Here is an 18,119-nt window from a genome sequence, read left to right on the forward strand (position 1 = left end):
TTTAAGTTGAGAAGGATATGGAAATCACGCTCCGGTTAGCGCGAAGCTTCGGAGTCAAACCTGTGTTGCGAAAGTTGCGATGCCACTGCCTAAGGATAGGTGACATCAAAAAAGCGTGCAGAGTAATGTGTGCCTGTGTTTCAGCCCAGCCGGGTAAGTCGTAATGTAATGGTTGAGTTTTACAGTTCAATGAGCTGAAACCATTCAAGAGTGAATAGGATGCCATTATACGATGAAAAACGAGCAAAAGGAAAATGAAAACGCTGTTTCAAAAATCATCTGGGCAGTTTCACAACGAAGTGTTATCAACGTGTTAAGTTATCACAAAATTGAATTTGCGTTGTTGACGGCAAAATAAAACCTTTGCTCACAAAAAGGCAAAGGTTTGGGAAGGTTTACTGACAGGGCGGCTATCGATTTATGGCAACATAGTGGCAACAAGTGCCCCGGTCTTTTGCGCCAAAAGAACCTGGCTTAACCGATTTAGCTGTGGAGCCGTTGCAGCGCCTGAGCATGAACTTCGGGGCAGCCGGCCGCCAGAATATGTCCACCTGCCTCAGGGCGATCGCCGTTTAAGGTGGTTACAATACCGCCTGCCTGCTCAATAATGGGAATTAATGCCACAATATCATAGGGTTGAAGAGAGTATTCCAGGCAAAGATCAATCTGCCCGGCAGCCAGCATTGCCATGGCATAGCACTCCCCGCCATAACGTGTCATCAGCGCAGCATCGTCCAGTGCCGCAAAGTTAATTTCCGGGAAACGAGCAATGGGTTCAGGCGAGGTGATATGCAAAATCGCCCCCTCAAGCGAGAGGCCTTTGCGGGTGTTGAGCGGTGCAGTACCCTGGGGACCACTGCGCCATGACTGCCTGCCATCTGCCCAGAAACGCTCACCGGTAAATGGCTGGCTCATCATGCCCAGATGACCACGACCTTCAACGGTCAGGCCAATAAGCGTTCCCCATACCGGAATACCACACAGAAAGGGGCGGGTGCCGTCGACCGGATCCAATACCCATTGCAACGGCCCGCTTCCGGTGATTCCGAATTCTTCGCCCATAATTGAATGGTCAGGGTAACGGGTGTCAATGATGGCGCGAATAGCGCGTTCTGCCTCGCGGTCCGCATCGGTCACGGGGTCAAAGCGATAACCTTCTTTTGGTTTTGTATCCACATGCAGGTTTAATTGCGAACGAAAACGCGGCAACGTCTGTTTGTCTGCCGCATCAGCAAGTTCATGCAAAAAAGCAATATCGGGTACAGCGTGGGCCATGATTACGTCCTCATCAATAAAATTACCGTAAGTCTTCCATGCTCGTTATTGCTCGATTGTGCATCTTTATTGGTTGTGCTTCAAATCATTATCATGGTTATGTTGCGCAACCGGCAAGATACGGCGCCTGGTCTGGTGAAGTGAACATAATCGAGCGGCCACCCGTACGGTCTCGGGTCACCGGATGACAGGAAGTGCAAAGCGCGGGACATACAGTCTGTAGATACTCAAACACCAGGCGTCATGAGCGTATGAACCGTCTCAGGACGAACCCTGGTCAATCATGTCAGAACCTGGAGTGATAAAGATGACGATAAAAGTACTTGGCTATGCCGCACAATCGAGTAAAGCCCCTCTCTCACCGTACTATTTTGAGCGTCGGGATCCCCGAGCGGATGATGTGGTGATCGATATTCTGTATTGCGGTGTGTGTCACTCTGACTTACATCAGGCGCGTAATGACTGGGGGTTTAGCCAATATCCCCTGGTACCGGGGCATGAGATCGTAGGCCGCGTCACCCGTGTAGGGTCGAGTGTGAGTAAATTCAAGGCCGGAGATTTGGTGGGGATCGGCTGCATGGTGGATTCCTGTCGCGAGTGCTCCTCCTGTAAGCAGGGGCTTGAACAATATTGCGAAGAGGGCAACATTCAGACCTACAACGGCATTGACCGACACGACCACATGCCGACCTACGGCGGTTATTCGCGCACGATTATTTGCAGTGAAGATTTCGTGTTGCGCATTCCGGAAAACCTTGATGTACAGGCTGTTGCGCCGTTACTTTGCGCGGGCATTACCACCTGGTCGCCGTTGCGTCGCTGGGGGGTGAAAGCCGGTAGCAAGGTCGCGGTGATCGGGCTGGGGGGGTTAGGACATATGGCGCTGAAACTGGCGCATGCGATGGGGGCGGAAGTCACGCTATTCACCCGTTCACCTGGCAAAGAGGCAGATGCACGGCAACTGGGTGCGCAACACGTGGTGCTGTCGACCGATCCGCAACAAATGGAGGCGGTAAAAGGGCAGTTTGAGCTTGTTATCGACACCGTGCCTTATGCCCACGACATCAACCCGTATATGCCGACGTTGACGCTGGATGGCACGCTGGTGTTTGTTGGCCTGCTGGGCGATATTGAACCTGCGGTCAGCACATTGCCGCTGATTCTGGGGCGTCGTTCCGTATCGGGGTCGTGTATCGGCGGTATTGCCGAAACGCAGGAGATGCTCGATTTCTGCGGTCAGCACAACATCACGGCAGACTCAGAAGTGATTCGTATGGACCAGATCAACGATGCCTTTGATCGTTTGCTGAAAAGCGATGTGAAATACCGGTTCGTGATCGATATGCAGACGCTATCGGACTGAGTCAGGGCATTTGACGGCAGGTAGAACCTGCCGTCTCTTATGAGTGAACCGGGTAGATTGACATCCCAGCGAGGGGGCCGTCTCGATTGGCCTCCAGCACATCTAAAACTAGGTACGGGTCACCTTCAGCTCAACACTGCCATTGTTGTTGGCATACATCTGCCAGGCATCATTGGCAAAGGCATACAAATAGCCGCTCTTTTGCGGCGTAAACGTACAACCTGAACCAATACGAAACACTTCATGAGGCAGAAAATTGGTGGCATTTTTCGGTGGCGTTTCGGGCAAGACGTCATTAGCGACCATCCCCATCAAGGCAAACCAGGGCGCGTCCTCTTCACGCCTGGTATACCAGAAATCCGCCTGGTGGTTATGCGTCAGTTTTTGGTACAGGACTTCGGCTTGTCCTAACAGCGAGGCGGCCATTTGTACCGCTTCTCCCGGCTGGAATTTTCCGTCATTGTTTCCCTGCGGGCCGCAGATGATGCTGCTGTCTTTCCACTCGCCGCTGGCTCTCAGGCTATACGTCACGCCGCCTTCCAGATAGATCCCGGTAGCGTTCCAGTGCTCGCGTGCATAAACCTTCAGCGTTGCCTTATCGCCCGGGATTTTTAAGATCATGCCCGGCCAGTAAATGCCCTGGAGTAGAGAAGGGCAGGTGTGGCGAGTCATGGCAGAAGGGTGGAAGGGTGAAGCGGGGAGTTCAAAACATGGCACATTGCGGGGGCGGGTTTTTAGCGACGCGAAGACGCCGGTTACAGAATCATGTAATTGATCGAATGCGTCAGGTTTGATCTGTTGCAGTACATCGTCACGGAATTGTAATCCCAGCGCCTGCGCTTCTTTTATCATCCAGTCCAGCGCACCGTCGGCGAGGCCGCAGCGCGAATAGCCGCCACCGATATCGGAATGAACACCAGGGGACCACAGTTGAATAACATCCGCATCGGCAGGAATATCGGTCCATAGTGTAGGGATAAAGCTTTGCCTTTTTTCATCAATAGCCATCGCGTGGCGCGCATGAAGAATATTGTGGCTCAGCGCGGTATTATGAAAACGATAGTTGTCAGGATTGTCGATAAGATTAAGTATCACCATATCGTCCGGTACGCCCAGCGCCCCGACGGTATCCCAGACGCCAATGAAATGAATCGGCAGATCGACTCCCCCTTCATATACGGGCCAGGCGGGGACTTTCGTCGTCGGATCGCGATAGTGGGCAAAAATATCGCTGACGGCAGACCAGATATCGCGCTCACTTAATCCTGCGGGGTTCAGTAACCCGCAACGGGCGATCATGCCAGACAGGCTACGGACGGTATAAGCTCCACGACTGAAGCCAAACAACCAGATGGCCGCATTGGGCTGGTAATGACGGGCCAGCCAGTTATAGGCGCTCATAATGTTATTATCCAGCCCTTCACCGGTTCCCCCGCCGACCACACGATTCCACCACCCGCCATCGGTGCCGACACCAGGGTGATAATACACCTGTTGTTCAGGCGTAACGGCCAGGGCATTACGTAATTTGACAACGTTGGTGGGAGCCGGAATTCCATTATCCATTTGATCCGGCGTGTTCCATGTGCCGTCGCAAAATACGATGAGGTGCATTTGGGATCTCCAGTTAACCGCAAGAAAAGTATGGCTAATGACGATCCAGTAATAGTGTATTGTGGCGTTTTCCGCGTATATCTTTGAAAGAAGACGCTAAGCTGCGGGTAATTTGCATTTTTACAGGTAAAACAGCGGAAATGCGTGGTAAGCGAAACGGTAAATGCTGATGTTGCGCAAACAAACAGACGAGAAAAACGAAAGAAAAGAAACGACTGAGAATGGTGCGTCCGAGTGGACTCGAACCACCGACCCCCACCATGTCAAGGTGGTGCTCTAACCAACTGAGCTACGGACGCACTAAAGAGATGGTGCGTTCAATTGGACTCGAACCAACGACCCCCACCATGTCAAGGTGGTGCTCTAACCAACTGAGCTATGAACGCATTGTTGTGCCTGACAACGGGGACGAATATTAGCGGCAGCCTGGTAATGTGGCAAGAAGAAAATCGCGATTTTCTGCCGGAATGCAACCGACTGCGGAACTTTTATACATGAAGGGCATATTTCACTGATGTTAAAGGATAATGATTGAGCAAAATGCCTTTCCGGAGGATTGTCGCCGCGATCGGCCATACGTCACATTCTATCGTTCCTGTTATTTCTGATGATGCAAAAGCACGCAGCGCAAGGGTGGCATCCAACATGACTGCATGAAAAATGTTCAGGAAAAATAAAACAGATGCAAGAGTACAGCACCGATTAAGAGCCAACAGGGAAAGGAGAAGTACAAAGTACTCTTATTTTCACGTGGAAATTTGACCATCAGTAAAACGAAAAATGCGATGACCAGAAGCGCGATAAAGAAAAAGGTGAGTACCTGGCTGGCGGCAATAATCTTTAACGCGGCAAACAGAAGCAGACTGGATGCAATGGTAAACAGTTTGATTTTACGTGTGAAAGCCACAAAACCTACAACAAAGTAAACTAACGCAACAATGCCAGCCATCCGGCACTCCTTTTGCTGAATTTCACGTTTAACCCGAATGTTTTGCCTGGCTAAGCGAATGTAAAGCACGTCGCCGGGCAAGAAAACGTAGCCGCCTGATGACGGCTATGCTGATATTAGCGCGCCGCGCGCTGCAAAATAATAGACGACGGCTGGCGCTGCAGAAAACGCATTCTGAGCATCATCAAAATAGCGGCGGAGGTCAGCCCGATGATAAAGCCCATCCAGAAGCCCGCCGGACCCATCCGGTCGACCACCAGATCGGTTAACGCCAGTACATAACCTGACGGTAATCCCAGCACCCAGTAGGCGGTGAAAGTAATAAAGAAGATAGAGCGTGTATCTTTATAACCGCGCAGAATCCCGCTGCCGATGACCTGAATAGAATCGGATATCTGGTACAAACCTGCCAGCAACATCAATTGCGAGGCCAGCGTCACCACCTCCGGATTATCGTTATAAAGCAGCGCGATATGTTCGCGCAGCGCAACGGTAAAGATAGCGGTCAGTACTGCCATGCACACGCCCACGCCAAGGCCGGTATGTGCGGCAGTTTGCGCGTCGAGCGTGGAACCTTGTCCCAGGCGAAAGCCGACACGAATCGTGACGGCGGCGGCGAGCGACATCGGCAAGACAAACATCAGCGAACTAAAATTAAGGGCGATCTGGTGCCCTGCGACATCCACAATCCCCAACGGCGACACCAGCAGGGCCACGACGGCAAACAGCGTCACTTCGAAAAAGAGCGCCAGCGCAATAGGCAGACCAAGCTGTACCAGACGTTTCAGTACGCTCAGATCCGGTTTGCCAGAGTGCGTTTCACTGCGGATATCGCGCAGGGATCCCGCACGTTTCACGTACGAAAGCATGGCAATAAACATTACCCAGTAGACCGATGCCGTTGCCACGCCGCAACCAACGCCACCCAGCTCCGGCATGCCGAAGTGACCATAAATAAAGACGTAGTTAACAGGAATGTTCACCAGCAGGCCGAGGAACCCCATCACCATCCCGGGTTTGGTTTTCGCCAGCCCCTCACACTGATTACGTACGACCTGAAAGAACAGATAGCCCGGTGCGCCCCACAGCAGGGCGCGTAAATAACCCACGGCTTTATCCGCCAGTTGCGGATCGATGTCATGCATGGCGTGAATAATATAACCGGCGTTCCACAGCACGATCATTATCAGGATCGACACCGCAGCGGCAAGCCAGAAGCCCTGGCGTACCTGGTGCGCAATACGTTCGCGGCGTCCGGAACCGTTAAGTTGCGCAACAGTCGGAGTCAACGCCAGCAACAATCCATGACCAAAAAGGATGGCGGGCAGCCAGATAGAGGTACCAATGGCGACGGCAGCCATATCGGTGGCGCTGTATCCGCCAGCCATGACAGTATCAACGAACCCCATTGCGGTTTGGGCGATCTGCGCGAGGATCACCGGAATAGCCAGAGCCAGCAACTGGCGCGCTTCTGTAAAATACTTCTGCACTGAAAACACCTTGGTATAGTTGTTATATGCGAAGAACGTTCAATTCATTAAAAAAGAATATAGATGTGTCTTCTGGTCCGGGACACTGCGGGGATGGTCAGAAATCCAGCATAGCGTTAAGCATTGCGATCAAATCCTTGTTCATTTTGCTTTTCAGTTTGAGTAAACCATTCGGGCTATCATGGGCCCCTCTGGTCGGTTGTTAATAAAGGAACGTCGCCGGGGAAAACCAGCGCGAAAAATGTGTCGGGGGACGGTATCGTGTGCCCGAAAAGTATCGTCGTCTCCCGTCAGTGCCGGGATATTAACGCGAAGCGGTTGTTTCTTTATTCTGCTATCGAGGTTACCGACAAATCTTACAGGTTGTTACCTGTTTTTGCCACGTTAACGATAAGCGATCATTATCCGTCCCACTGTTTTTAGCAGGGGGAGGCGGCGCGCCAGTTCGCTTACCCTCTGAGTCAGACATCTAAAAAGAGAGGTAGAAAATCATGGAATCTCACGCGGCAAAGCACATTCTTTCGCTCTACGAAAGGCATGCTGATGAGTTCGCCAGGCTGCGACCTCGCGATCTGTTCGAAAAAAAGTGGCTGGACAAGTTTATACAGCGACTTCGTCCGCGCGGGCATATTCTGGATATCGGCTGCGGGAACGGTAAACCCATCGCGGAGTATTTTATTGCTGGCGGCTTTACGCTCACGGGCGTGGATGGCTCAGCGGCGATGATTGCGCAGGCGCAAACGCATTTCCCCGCGCAACGCTGGATCCACCGGGACATGCGGCACCTGACGATGGATGAGACATTTGATGGTCTGATAGCCTGGGACAGTTTTTTTCATCTGACCCAGAATGACCAACGTGCCATGTTTCCCCGGTTTGCTGCACTTAGCCACCCGGGGAGTGCATTGATGTTCACCAGCGGCACGTCGAATGGCATCGCGATGGGGACGTTTGCAGGCGAGCCGCTATATCACGCGAGTCTGGCGCCCGAGGAATACCGTGAGATTCTGGCGCAACATGGGTTCACCGTTGTCGATGTGCAGTTTGAGGATCCGGAATGTGGTTATCACTCTATCTGGCTGTGTAAAAAAGTAAATTGAGATGATCCTGTGGTTTTATACCTCAGTCGCCATCATCCGCCCCGCGAGGCTGGCAACATGATTTTCCTCCTGTTATTGTGCGTTTAGAAAACGGCGGTGCCGTAAATGACATACAGGAGTGGTAGGCATGTTTACTGGTATTGTACAGGGCACGGCAAAACTGGTGTCCATCGATGATAAGCCCAATTTCCGTACTCACGTCGTCGAGCTACCGGATCATATGCTGGAAGGGCTTGAGACGGGAGCCTCTGTCGCAAACAACGGTTGCTGTCTGACGGTCACGGATATTAATGGCAGCCATATCAGTTTTGACTTGATGAAAGAGACGCTGCGCATCACCAATCTGGGTGAGCTGACGGTCGGCGACGCGGTCAACGTTGAGCGTGCGGCAAAATTCAGTGATGAGATTGGCGGGCATTTAATGTCGGGTCATATTATGACCACCGCCGAAATCGTTAAAATCCTGACCTCCGAGAATAATCGTCAGATCTGGTTTAAGGTACAGGATCCGGCGCTGATGAAATACATCCTCTATAAAGGTTTTATTGGTATCGATGGCATCAGCCTGACGGTAGGTGAAGTGACGCCAACGCGTTTCTGCGTGCATTTGATCCCGGAAACCCTGCAGCGCACCACGCTTGGCAGTAAAAAATTGGGCCATCGCGTGAACATCGAAATTGATCCGCAAACGCAGGCGGTTGTTGATACCGTGGAACGTGTGCTGGCGGCAAAAGAGGCGGCGGCAGTCATGGTCAGTAACGACGAATAAGTCCGTAAAAATAGTAATAAGGAGAATATGCATGTGTTCTCCTTTTTTTATGCCATCAGAAAATGGCTAAGCGTCGGTTGAGTGCTGCACGGTTCTGACAGAAAGAAAAAACCCCGCGAAAGCGGGGTCGGTTGTTAGCGTGCTACGCGAAGTCCGTGTTCAATACCCCGGCTAAATACCACCTGCCAGAGTTGAATATCCCGCGCACGGAAAGCGCCTGCGCAGGCGTTCAGGTAGTAACTGAACATACGTTTAAACCGTTCGGAATAGTTATCGGCGATGTCTGGCCAACAGGCGAGGAAGCGTTCATGCCAGGCCATCAACGTTTTATCGTAGTCTGCGCCGAAATTATGCCAGTCTTCCATCACGAAATGAGATTCACTGGCATTCGCTATCTGCCGTACTGACGGAAGGCAACCATTGGGGAAGATATAGCGGTCAATCCACGGATCCACATTATGATCGGTGCGCCGTGAGCCAATGGTATGCAGCAGGAAAAGACCATCCGGTTTAAGATTACGGTCAACGACCGTGAAGTACGTGTCGTAATTTTTTGGACCGACATGCTCGAACATACCGACAGAGACGATGCGGTCGAACTGATCGTTTAGATCGCGATAATCCTGCAGGCGAATATCGACATCCAGCCCCATGCACCGCTGTTGCGCCAGTTTTTGTTGTTCGGCAGAAATCGTGACACCCACGACGCTGACCGCATAATTCTGCGCCATAAATTGCGCCAGGCCGCCCCAGCCACAGCCAATATCCAGTACGCGCATCCCTGGCTTGAGTTGCAGTTTTTCGCAAATCAGGCGTAGTTTGGCAATTTGCGCGTCTTCAAGGCGTTCAGCCTCTTTCCAGTAGGCGCAAGAGTATTGCATCTGTGGGTCCAGCATGCGGGTAAAAAGATCGTTGCCCAGGTCGTAATGTTCTTTGCCGACGATCCATGCGCGTTTTTTAGATTGCAGGTTAAAAAGTCTTGCCCCGGCGATACGCAGGGTATCTTTCAAATGGCGAGGGAGCTGTTTTTCCAGCCCGGCACGCAAGACTTTCGTAAAAAACACGTCCAGCCGGTCACATTCCCACCAGCCGTCCATATAACTTTCCCCCAGCCCGAGCGAACCCTCCTGCAAAACGCGTTTAAAAAAATCAGGGTTTTTAACCTGAATATCAGATGCCGACGGTCCATTGACCTGGATACCGGCGCGGCTCAGTAACTCGTTTGCGATACGGAACCAGTTATCATCCCGTACGCTAACCTCTTCTATACACGATGAACTCATAACTTCTCCACCACCAGCAAGTGATCAGAACCTTAAAAGAGCGTAGACGCTTTTTGAGGTATGTGAGAAATCTCACGGTTTGCGCCGTGAGGCTGATATCCGACGTAGAACAGAGGAAGGGAGATGACCCTTGCCAGAAAGGCCTTCCATGGTCGAACGGGAGCACTCCGGCTCCCGTTAATACATAATATTTATCGTATTTGTAACTAGCCGGAAAAGAGTATAGGCCTCAAAATCCGGTGATACAACAGAAAACTGTTAGCAAGCTAATCACTAAACTGTAACATAGTCGCTCGTGAAACTACGCATGCGAAGATGATTCACTGACCTCATCTGCATGATAACTCTCACTTTCCTGGCGTTGCATACGGTAGCCAAAAGCAACCAGAACGACCGTCGACAGCATCACACTGGTGGTGGCAAGCAGAGGGTGGGCAATGAACCCCGAGACCACCAGACTTGCAACAAAACAGAGCCCCAGCTGCAGTGTATTCTGCAAGGCAGCCGCCCTGCCGGTAGCCTGCGGGAAGGGACGCAGCGCCTGAGCCACCACGATCGGATAAATGGCGCCATTTGCCATCGCCATCAGACAGAAGGGGATCAACAGGGCGGTCAGCGTGGCGCCAGGCAACAGGCCCACACCCCAGGTTGCCGCAACGCTCAATGCGAAGGCCAGCAGCAACCACGGTAATAAACGGGCGCCAGCCCATTTTTGCAATGCGGCACGACAGCCGTAACCCCCGACCAGAAAGGCGATGGTTTGCGGCACATAACTCAGACCGATCACAGCGGGGCCGTATCCCATCTCATGAAGAATAAACGGTGAACCGGTAAGCCAGGCGAAAAAGCTGGCTGAGCAGGTGGCATAAATCAGCACGTTGCCGCGATAGGCTTTATCGCGCAGCAGCGCGGCGAAAGTCAGCGCCTGTGTGGTTTGTGCAGGGAGGTGCGCGCCACGGCGCAGACGCAGCGCCGGGAGCATCAATATGACGGTTATCATAAATAATGTGGCGAAGATTGCCTGCCAGGAGAAGTGCGCCAGAATCCAACTGCCAAGCAGAGGCGCGAGGGCAGGAGATAAACCCACCAGCGGCATGATAGTGGCAAAAATGCGATTTGTTCGCTGCGCCGGATAATGCTCCGTCACCAGTGCCTGCCAGGTCACGGCAGCTGCACAGACGCCGACGGCCTGGATAAAACGCAACACCAGCAACCAGACTGCGTTCTGCACCCACAGCATGCCGAGGCAGCCGACGGCGAAAATGGCCAGTCCGCTGAGCAAAACAGGTTTACGACCGTAGCGATCCGACAGCGGACCCCATACCAGTTGGGCAACGGCAAAGCCGGCAAGGAACAAGCTCAGCGTCGCGCTGACCGCGGCGGCAGACGTATTTAAATCTTGCTGAATGTCGGCGAACGCCGGCAGGTACATATCGGTGGCCAGAAAGCCCAGTACGCTTAAGCCCGCGAGCCAGACTAAAAATCCTTTTCCAGGTTGCATGGCAGATCTCTTTTTGTGGCAGGTAAACAGGGCTCCAGAGTCTAAGGAGTGCAAGTCAGCTTGTGAAACGCTAATATTTGTCCGGTGGTTTCAAAATTTTTGCAGGCAGATTATGTGGTCAGAATATTCCCTTGAAGTGGTTGATGCCGTGGCCCGAAATGGCAGTTTTAGCGGTGCGGCGCAGGAGTTACATCGTGTGCCTTCTGCGGTCAGCTATACCGTACGTCAACTTGAAGAGTGGCTGGCGGTGCCGTTGTTTGAACGACGTCATCGGGATGTCGAATTGACGCCCGCTGGCGTGTGGTTTTTGAAAGAGGGTCGTTCTGTTATCAAAAAAATGCAGATCACCCGTCAACAGTGTCAGCAAATTGCCAACGGCTGGCGGGGGCAGTTATCCATCGCCGTTGATAACATTGTTAAACCGGAACGTACGCGGCAGATGATTGTCGATTTCTATCGCCATTTTAGCGATGTCGAACTGCTGGTTTCCCAGGAGGTGTTTAACGGTGTGTGGGATGCCCTGGCCGATGGACGTGTTGAACTGGCTATCGGCGCAACCCAGGCGATCCCGGTCGGGGGCCGTTATACCTTTCGCGATATGGGCATGTTGAGCTGGAAATGCGTGGTCGCTCGCCATCATCCGCTGGCGGCGATGGCATCGCCGCTCAGTGATGATACGTTACGGAACTGGCCATCTCTGGTACGCGAAGATACCTCCCGTTCGCTGCCTAAACGCATCACCTGGCTTTTGGATAATCAGAAGCGGGTCGTCGCGCCTGACTGGGAATCATCTGCGGCCTGCTTGTCTGCCGGGCTGTGTATCGGGATGGTGCCTGCGCATTTCGCCCGACCGTGGATTGATCGTGGTGAGTGGGTTGCGCTGGCACTGGAAAATCCTTTCCCGGACGCCGCCTGTTGTCTGACCTGGCAGCAGAATGACGCTTCACCGGCGCTGAGCTGGTTACTGGATTATCTGGGCGACAGCGAAACGCTGAACAGGGAATGGCTGCGGGAGCAGGAATGAACTGCTCCCGGCAGGATCAACGGCGATAGTCGCGGAAAGGACCGTCGGCAACTGAGCGGCGTTCAATCAGGCGTGGATGCACTTCAATAGACTGCGACTCTTCACGCTTGTTTACTATGCGGTCCAGCAGCATGTTAAACGCGGTTTCACCCAGCGAGTCTTTCGGCTGGTGGATAGTCGTCAGTGAAGGGGTAAAGAAACGTGAATTGCGCACATTATCATAACCGATCACCGAAATATCCTGCGGCACGCGCAGACCCATTTCATCGGCCGCGCACAACGCGCCCATCGCCATAATGTCGCCACCGCAGAATACCGCGGTCGGGCGAGAAGACTGGGTCAATATCTGTTGCATCGCACGATAGCCAGACTCCGGCTCAAAATCACCCTGCACAATCCAGCTTTCCGGTACGGTGATGTGGGCCTCTTCCATCGCTTTCATAAAGCCGCTAAGACGACCCGCGCCTGTGTTGCGCTCTAATGGCCCAGGGATAACGCCAATCTCGCGATGGCCCCGTTCAATCAGGTAACGGCCAGCCATATAGCCGCCGGCAAAGGCGTTATCGATTACCGTATCGGTAAAATCAGCTTTTGCTTCACCCCAGTCCATTACCACCATAGGAATATGGCGATACTCTTCCAGCATGCTGAGTAGCGATTCCGGATATTCAGAACACATGACCAGCAGGCCATCGACACGTTTTTGCGCCATCATGGACAGATAGGCGCGCTGTTTTTCCAGGTTGTTCCAGGCATTGCCGAGAATAAGGGTGTAGCCTTTCTGGAAACAATTTTTCTCGACTGCTTCGATGATCTCGGCGAAATAAGCCGCTTCGCTACTGGTCGCCAGCAAGCCAATAGATTTGGTGTGATTAACTTTCAAACTGCGGGCAACCGCGCTGGGAGAGTAGTGTAACTCTTTAATCGCTGCCCAGACCGCGTTACGCGTCTCTTCTGCAACGAAACGCGTCTTGTTAATTACATGTGATACGGTTGTGGTGGAAACGTTTGCTCGCTTCGCTACGTCTTTAATCGTTGCCATCAGATCTTACTCCAGACCATATCGTAAACTCCTGATAATACATAAGGTAAACGTTTGCCTTCCATCACCCTGTACCCATAGAAGGGATTGCAATACGCCGGGAAAAAGACACTGGACGTCAGGAGGGGAGTCAATGGCCGGTACGCTAATAAATTTAGCGTCGAATTTTGTCTGATCTTGGCCAAAAGGGGAAGTGCTAAAACGTGTATCACTCTAAATCCTGCAAGATTTTTACGTTTATTTGTGCAAAAATGCGTTACATCACTTTTTGTGTGGGAATTAATAAGGAGAAAAATTGATGAGCACCGACCTGAAGTTTTCTTTAGTAACTACCGTAATTGTACTTGCTCTGATTGTTGCTGGCGGACTGACTGCCGCACTGCATTGATTTATCCCGGGGGAGAGCCCTCTTTCCCCCGTCTCTCTCCCCGATTGTCATCAAATTGGCAATAGTCTTTTCCCATTTCGCTAACTTCTGTTTTTTGTGATTAATGTCATACTTTTGACTTCTGTGACGGTGTCGCGCGTCGACACGGCAATTCCGGAGTCTATTTATGAAGATCAATTTCCCACTGCTTGCCCTGGCGATTGGCGCTTTCGGCATCGGTACGACCGAATTTTCACCCATGGGGTTACTCCCCGTTATCGCCCAGGGCGTGGATGTCTCGATCCCGGCAGCGGGTATGCTTATTAGCGCCTATGCCATTGGCGTCATGGTTGGCGCACCGTTAATGACGTTGCTGCTTTCACATCGTGGGCGACGTAATGCGCTGGTATTTCTGATGGCGATTTTTACCCTCGGAAACGTACTGTCGGCGCTTTCACCTGATTACACAACATTAATGCTCTCGCGGATCATTACCAGTCTGAACCATGGCGCTTTCTTTGGGCTTGGTTCTGTGGTGGCCGCAAGCGTGGTGGCAAAAGAAAAACAGGCCAGCGCAGTGGCCACTATGTTTATGGGGCTGACTATCGCCAATATCGGCGGTGTGCCTGCAGCAACCTGGCTGGGCGGGGCGATTGGCTGGCGCATGTCGTTCCTTGCCACAGCGGGGCTGGGTATCATAGCTATGGTCAGTCTCTACTTTTCATTGCCGAAAGGTCGCGCCGGTGAACGTCCTGATGTGCGCAAAGAACTGGCAGTATTAATGCGTCCTCAGGTGGTTTCCGCGTTGCTGACGACGGTTCTGGGGGCCGGGGCGATGTTCACGCTTTATACCTACATTTCGCCGGTACTGCACCGTATTACCGATGCCACACCTGCGTTTATCACCGCAATGCTGGTACTGGTGGGCGTTGGATTCTCCATCGGCAACTACCTTGGCGGCAAACTGGCCGACCGCTCGGTTACGGCGACCCTGAAAGGCTTCTTGCTGCTGTTGATTGTGATTATGGCTGCTATTCCCTGGCTGGCGCGCAGTGAAATCGGTGCGGCAATCAGTATGGTTATCTGGGGCGCGGCAACCTTCGCGGTAGTGCCTCCGTTGCAGATGCGTGTTATGCGCGTGGCGCATGAAGCCCCGGGCCTGTCATCATCTGTCAATATCGGTGCGTTTAACCTGGGCAATGCGCTGGGGGCAGCGGCAGGGGGCGCGGTGATTTCGGGTGGACTGGGGTATACCGTCGTGCCGGTAACCGGGGCGATTATCGCGGGGATGGCGCTACTGCTGGTGTTGCTTTCCGGTAGAACGAATGCAGAGCGCACCTGCACAGCGGCGGAATAAAAAAACAGGAGGGTTTCCCCTCCTGATGATTATGCAGCGAGATTCTTCGCGACAAACTCCCAGTTGACCAGCGCCCAGAAATGCTCCAGATAGTTTGGACGGGCGTTACGGTAGTCAATGTAGTAGGCGTGTTCCCACACATCCACAGTGAGCAGTGGCGTGGCGTCGGTGGTCAGCGGTGTTCCGGCATTCGATGTCGAAACAATGGCCAGTTTGCCATCGGCGTTTTTCACAAGCCACGTCCAGCCTGAACCAAAGTTCTTCACTGCGGCATCGGTGAATTTCGCTTTAAACTCAGCAAAGCTGCCAAATGCGTCGGCAATCGCAGCTGCTACTGCACCAGCAGGTTCGCCGCCTGCGTTCGGGGCCAGACAATGCCAGTAGAAGGTGTGGTTCCAGACCTGGGCTGCATTGTTAAACACGCCGCCCTCAGAGCTACGAATAATCTCTTCCAGCGTTTTGCCTTCAAGCGGGCTACCTTTGATCAGGTTATTCAGATTGGTGACATAAGCCTGATGGTGTTTGCCGTGATGGTACTCCAGCGTTTCCGCAGAAATATGCGGTGCCAGGGCGTCTTTTGCATACGGTAATGCAGGTAATTCGAACGACATTGCTTCACTCCTTATTGTTGTAATGCACTCAATAACCTTATTGAGTGTAAGGATAGGGTAGCAAATCGAAAGGGGATAAAAAAGAGAGAGTTACCCGCCGCCTGAGCGGCAGGTGAGAGATTAGCGGATGGTTTTTGGCGTAACCATTCTGCGGGCACCCACATAATGACGCTGCCAGTAATCTTCGCTTAATGAGGTAATCTGGATATCCTGGCCGCTGCGTGGCGACTGAATGAATTTGCCGTTGCCGACATAAACACCCACGTGGTCAGCGGTACCACGGCCCTGCGTACGGAAGAATACCAGATCGCCGCTTTCCAGTTCCGCAACGTTGACCGGAGACGCATCACGCAGGTGATACATTTCGTTCGCGGTGCGGGGAATGCGGAATTTCACCAGATCTTTATAGGCGTAATAGACCAGACCACTGCAATCAAACCCGGTCATCGGGGAGGTGCCGCCCCAATGGTAAGGTTTGCCAATCTGATTCATCAGCTTGGACATGGCAGTTTTCTGTACTTTTTGGATACGGACTTTGTGCGCTTCGGAAAGAGCAACAGGTTTGCTGCTTTTCACTTTTACACAATGCGGCTTATGGCCTTTACGCTTTGTGCATTTTTCCGTCATAGCGGTAGTGACGATGGGTTTCGTGCTGGTTTTACTGTGACGGGAGGAATTCTTACTGGTGGTTTTACTGCTGCTGGTCGACGTTTTTTTCGTCGCTGCTGCTTTCTTATTTCCGGCTTTAGCCGTTGTTTTTGTTTCGGTGCGACTGCTTTTCTTTGATGTTTTTTCTGTGGTGGTTTTTTTCTTACTCTCGGATGCTTTCGCCAGATGCGTTGTCTTATGCACGGCCGAACCTCGCGTTTGCTCGGAAGCACTCGCTAATGGCGTGAAAGTCAACGTGGTGAACAACAAAGCACAGAGCGTGATCGAAGCTGTATGAATTCGCGCCACTGAGCAATCCCCTGATAAGTGCAGGCATTCAATAATGCTTGCGTATGATTTAGAACCGCGTCGATTCTAATCTAAAAAAAGCCGAAAAGTTAATAGGGTTTTTGCATCTAAAACTGTGTTTCGTTAGCAAGCGCAAAAAAAATCGCCAATTGCCCCTGGAGGAAGGTCAAATAGTGAACTATTGCGTGTGGTAAAACGTGAGATAAATGACATTTTGAAAGCAACTTATCGCCACAGACGATAAAATAATGAGTGGTGAACAAAATGTTATTTTCGGTTACGCACCTTAACCGTTACAATGATGACTATCTGCCGAAAAGAAGTTGAAGGAAGCAAGACAATGAGCTCTACCCTTGAAAAAATCCAGCGCCAGATCGCTGAAAACCCGATTCTCCTGTATATGAAAGGCTCCCCGAAGCTGCCAAGCTGCGGCTTCTCCGCACAGGCAGTTCAGGCACTTTCCGCTTGTGGCGAACGCTTTGCTTACGTTGATATTCTGCAGAACCCGGACATTCGCGCCGAGCTGCCGAAATATGCAAACTGGCCCACCTTCCCACAGCTGTGGGTTGATGGCGAACTGGTAGGCGGGTGTGACATCGTGATTGAAATGTACCAGCGTGGCGAACTGCAGCAGTTGATCAAAGAGACTGCGGCGAAGTACAAATCCGAAGAGCCGGACGCGGAATAATCACCGCAATAAAAAAGCGACCTTCGGGTCGCTTTTTTTTATGCTTCGCTATCTGCGATGGGGAGTGGCCAGCCGCCCAAACGTTTCCAGCGGTTAACTATCTCGCAAAATAGCAGCGCGGTCTGCTCAGTGTCGTACAGCGCGGAGTGCGCCTGGGTTGCGTCAAAATTGATCCCGGCCGCGGTGCAGGCTTTTGAGAGCACCGTTTGACCCAGCGCCAGTCCGCTTAACGATGCGGTATCGAAAGTCACGAATGGATGGAACGGATTACGCTTAAGCGATGCACGCTCAGCGGCAGCCATCATAAAGCTGTGATCGAAAGTGGCGTTATGGGCCACCATAATGGCGCGATTACAGTTCTGATCTTTAATACCTTTACGCACCATCTTAAAAATTGCGTGTAGCGCATCGTGTTCACTGACGGCACCCCGTAGCGGGTTGCTCGGGTCGATACCGTTAAACGCCAGCGCTTCCGGCTGCAGGTTAGCCCCCTCAAAGGGTTCAACATGAAAATGCAGCGTGCTGTCAGGCATTATCCAGCCTTGCTCGTCCATTTTCAGCGTGATGGCAGCGACCTCCAGCAGTGCATCGGTTTTGGCGTTAAACCCGGCGGTTTCAACATCAATCACGACAGGGTAAAAACCGCGAAAACGGTCGCACAGACCGGTAAGTTGGGCATTATCGGACATCGGAGTCTCTTGCTAAGGGAAAATGGCAGCGCATTATGGC

The 18,119-nt window shown here is 52.2% G+C and carries 18 protein-coding genes and 2 tRNA genes; 7 read left to right on the forward strand and 13 right to left on the reverse strand.

Features of this window, described 5'->3' with window-relative positions; genetic code table 11:
* Position 1: 1 nt before the first annotated feature.
* Together ynhH and AB182_RS10425 are read right to left on the reverse strand one after the other, a co-directional pair.
* Entirely contained in the window at positions 2-226 is a 225-nt protein-coding gene (gene ynhH, locus AB182_RS33455; protein ID WP_425503335.1) for a protein YnhH, read from the reverse strand.
* Between the two features lie 257 nt (positions 227-483).
* Entirely contained in the window at positions 484-1,275 is a 792-nt protein-coding gene (locus AB182_RS10425; RefSeq protein ID WP_047370017.1) for an inositol monophosphatase family protein, read from the reverse strand.
* Positions 1,276-1,582: 307 nt separating this feature from the next.
* Here AB182_RS10425 and AB182_RS10430 point away from each other — a divergent pair, with 307 nt between their 5' ends.
* Positions 1,583-2,638, forward strand: coding sequence for an NAD(P)-dependent alcohol dehydrogenase (locus tag AB182_RS10430; RefSeq protein WP_047370018.1), 1,056 nt, complete (start codon positions 1,583-1,585; stop codon positions 2,636-2,638).
* Positions 2,639-2,746: 108 nt separating this feature from the next.
* Here AB182_RS10430 and AB182_RS10435 read toward each other — a convergent pair whose 3' ends face one another.
* From AB182_RS10435 to mdtK, 5 genes are all read right to left on the reverse strand, one after another.
* Positions 2,747-4,252: a DUF2235 domain-containing protein gene (locus AB182_RS10435; protein WP_047370019.1), complete on the reverse strand. Its 1,506-nt coding sequence runs from the start codon at positions 4,250-4,252 to the stop codon at positions 2,747-2,749.
* Positions 4,253-4,474: 222 nt separating this feature from the next.
* Positions 4,475-4,551 (reverse strand) — tRNA-Val (locus AB182_RS10440).
* A 10-nt stretch (positions 4,552-4,561) separates the two neighbouring features.
* Positions 4,562-4,638, reverse strand: a tRNA-Val gene (locus tag AB182_RS10445).
* Between the two features lie 278 nt (positions 4,639-4,916).
* Entirely contained in the window at positions 4,917-5,201 is a 285-nt protein-coding gene (locus AB182_RS10450) for a hypothetical protein (protein WP_047370020.1), read from the reverse strand.
* A gap of 116 nt (positions 5,202-5,317) precedes the next feature.
* Positions 5,318-6,691 carry an MdtK family multidrug efflux MATE transporter gene (gene mdtK, locus AB182_RS10455; protein WP_047370021.1) on the reverse strand — a complete coding sequence of 458 codons (1,374 nt, stop codon included), beginning with the start codon at positions 6,689-6,691 and terminating at the stop codon, positions 5,318-5,320.
* Between the two features lie 491 nt (positions 6,692-7,182).
* Between mdtK and AB182_RS10460 the strand changes: the two genes are divergently transcribed.
* Both AB182_RS10460 and AB182_RS10465 read left to right on the forward strand, forming a co-directional pair.
* Positions 7,183-7,791, forward strand: a complete 609-nt coding sequence (locus AB182_RS10460) for a class I SAM-dependent DNA methyltransferase (protein WP_047370022.1) — start codon at positions 7,183-7,185, stop codon at positions 7,789-7,791.
* A gap of 127 nt (positions 7,792-7,918) precedes the next feature.
* Positions 7,919-8,560 (forward strand): riboflavin synthase, encoded by a 642-nt coding sequence (locus AB182_RS10465; RefSeq protein WP_047370023.1) that lies wholly within the window; start codon positions 7,919-7,921, stop codon positions 8,558-8,560.
* A gap of 134 nt (positions 8,561-8,694) precedes the next feature.
* On the opposite strand, the gene cfa is transcribed toward AB182_RS10465, so the two are convergent.
* Both cfa and punC read right to left on the reverse strand, forming a co-directional pair.
* Entirely contained in the window at positions 8,695-9,843 is a 1,149-nt protein-coding gene (gene cfa / locus AB182_RS10470; RefSeq protein WP_047370024.1) for a cyclopropane fatty acyl phospholipid synthase, read from the reverse strand.
* Positions 9,844-10,144: 301 nt separating this feature from the next.
* Complete coding sequence (gene punC, locus AB182_RS10475) at positions 10,145-11,344, reverse strand: purine nucleoside transporter PunC (RefSeq protein WP_047370025.1); 1,200 nt, start codon at positions 11,342-11,344, stop codon at positions 10,145-10,147.
* A 112-nt stretch (positions 11,345-11,456) separates the two neighbouring features.
* Here punC and punR point away from each other — a divergent pair, with 112 nt between their 5' ends.
* Entirely contained in the window at positions 11,457-12,368 is a 912-nt protein-coding gene (gene punR / locus AB182_RS10480; protein WP_047370026.1) for a DNA-binding transcriptional activator PunR, read from the forward strand.
* A gap of 16 nt (positions 12,369-12,384) precedes the next feature.
* Here the strand turns inward: punR and purR are convergent, their stop codons facing one another.
* A complete protein-coding gene (gene purR / locus AB182_RS10485; RefSeq protein ID WP_047370027.1) occupies positions 12,385-13,410 on the reverse strand; it encodes an HTH-type transcriptional repressor PurR in 1,026 nt (341 codons plus the stop codon).
* Positions 13,411-13,708: 298 nt separating this feature from the next.
* Between purR and cydH the strand changes: the two genes are divergently transcribed.
* Entirely contained in the window at positions 13,709-13,798 is a 90-nt protein-coding gene (gene cydH / locus AB182_RS31890) for a cytochrome bd-I oxidase subunit CydH (protein ID WP_090086635.1), read from the forward strand.
* Positions 13,799-13,964: 166 nt separating this feature from the next.
* Entirely contained in the window at positions 13,965-15,134 is a 1,170-nt protein-coding gene (locus AB182_RS10490; RefSeq protein ID WP_047370028.1) for an MFS transporter, read from the forward strand.
* A 29-nt stretch (positions 15,135-15,163) separates the two neighbouring features.
* Here the strand turns inward: AB182_RS10490 and sodB are convergent, their stop codons facing one another.
* Positions 15,164-15,745, reverse strand: coding sequence for a superoxide dismutase [Fe] (gene sodB / locus AB182_RS10495; RefSeq protein WP_047370029.1), 582 nt, complete (start codon positions 15,743-15,745; stop codon positions 15,164-15,166).
* Positions 15,746-15,865: 120 nt separating this feature from the next.
* Entirely contained in the window at positions 15,866-16,702 is an 837-nt protein-coding gene (locus tag AB182_RS10500; protein ID WP_047370030.1) for a C40 family peptidase, read from the reverse strand.
* A 340-nt stretch (positions 16,703-17,042) separates the two neighbouring features.
* Here AB182_RS10500 and grxD point away from each other — a divergent pair, with 340 nt between their 5' ends.
* A complete protein-coding gene (grxD, locus tag AB182_RS10505) occupies positions 17,043-17,390 on the forward strand; it encodes a monothiol glutaredoxin 4 (protein WP_041851561.1) in 348 nt (115 codons plus the stop codon).
* Between the two features lie 38 nt (positions 17,391-17,428).
* Here the strand turns inward: grxD and rnt are convergent, their stop codons facing one another.
* Positions 17,429-18,079 carry a ribonuclease T gene (gene rnt / locus AB182_RS10510; RefSeq protein ID WP_047370031.1) on the reverse strand — a complete coding sequence of 217 codons (651 nt, stop codon included), beginning with the start codon at positions 18,077-18,079 and terminating at the stop codon, positions 17,429-17,431.
* Positions 18,080-18,119 lie beyond the last annotated feature (40 nt).

Origin of the sequence: Phytobacter ursingii (assembly GCF_001022135.1) — a bacterium.
GTDB lineage: Bacteria > Pseudomonadota > Gammaproteobacteria > Enterobacterales > Enterobacteriaceae > Phytobacter > Phytobacter ursingii.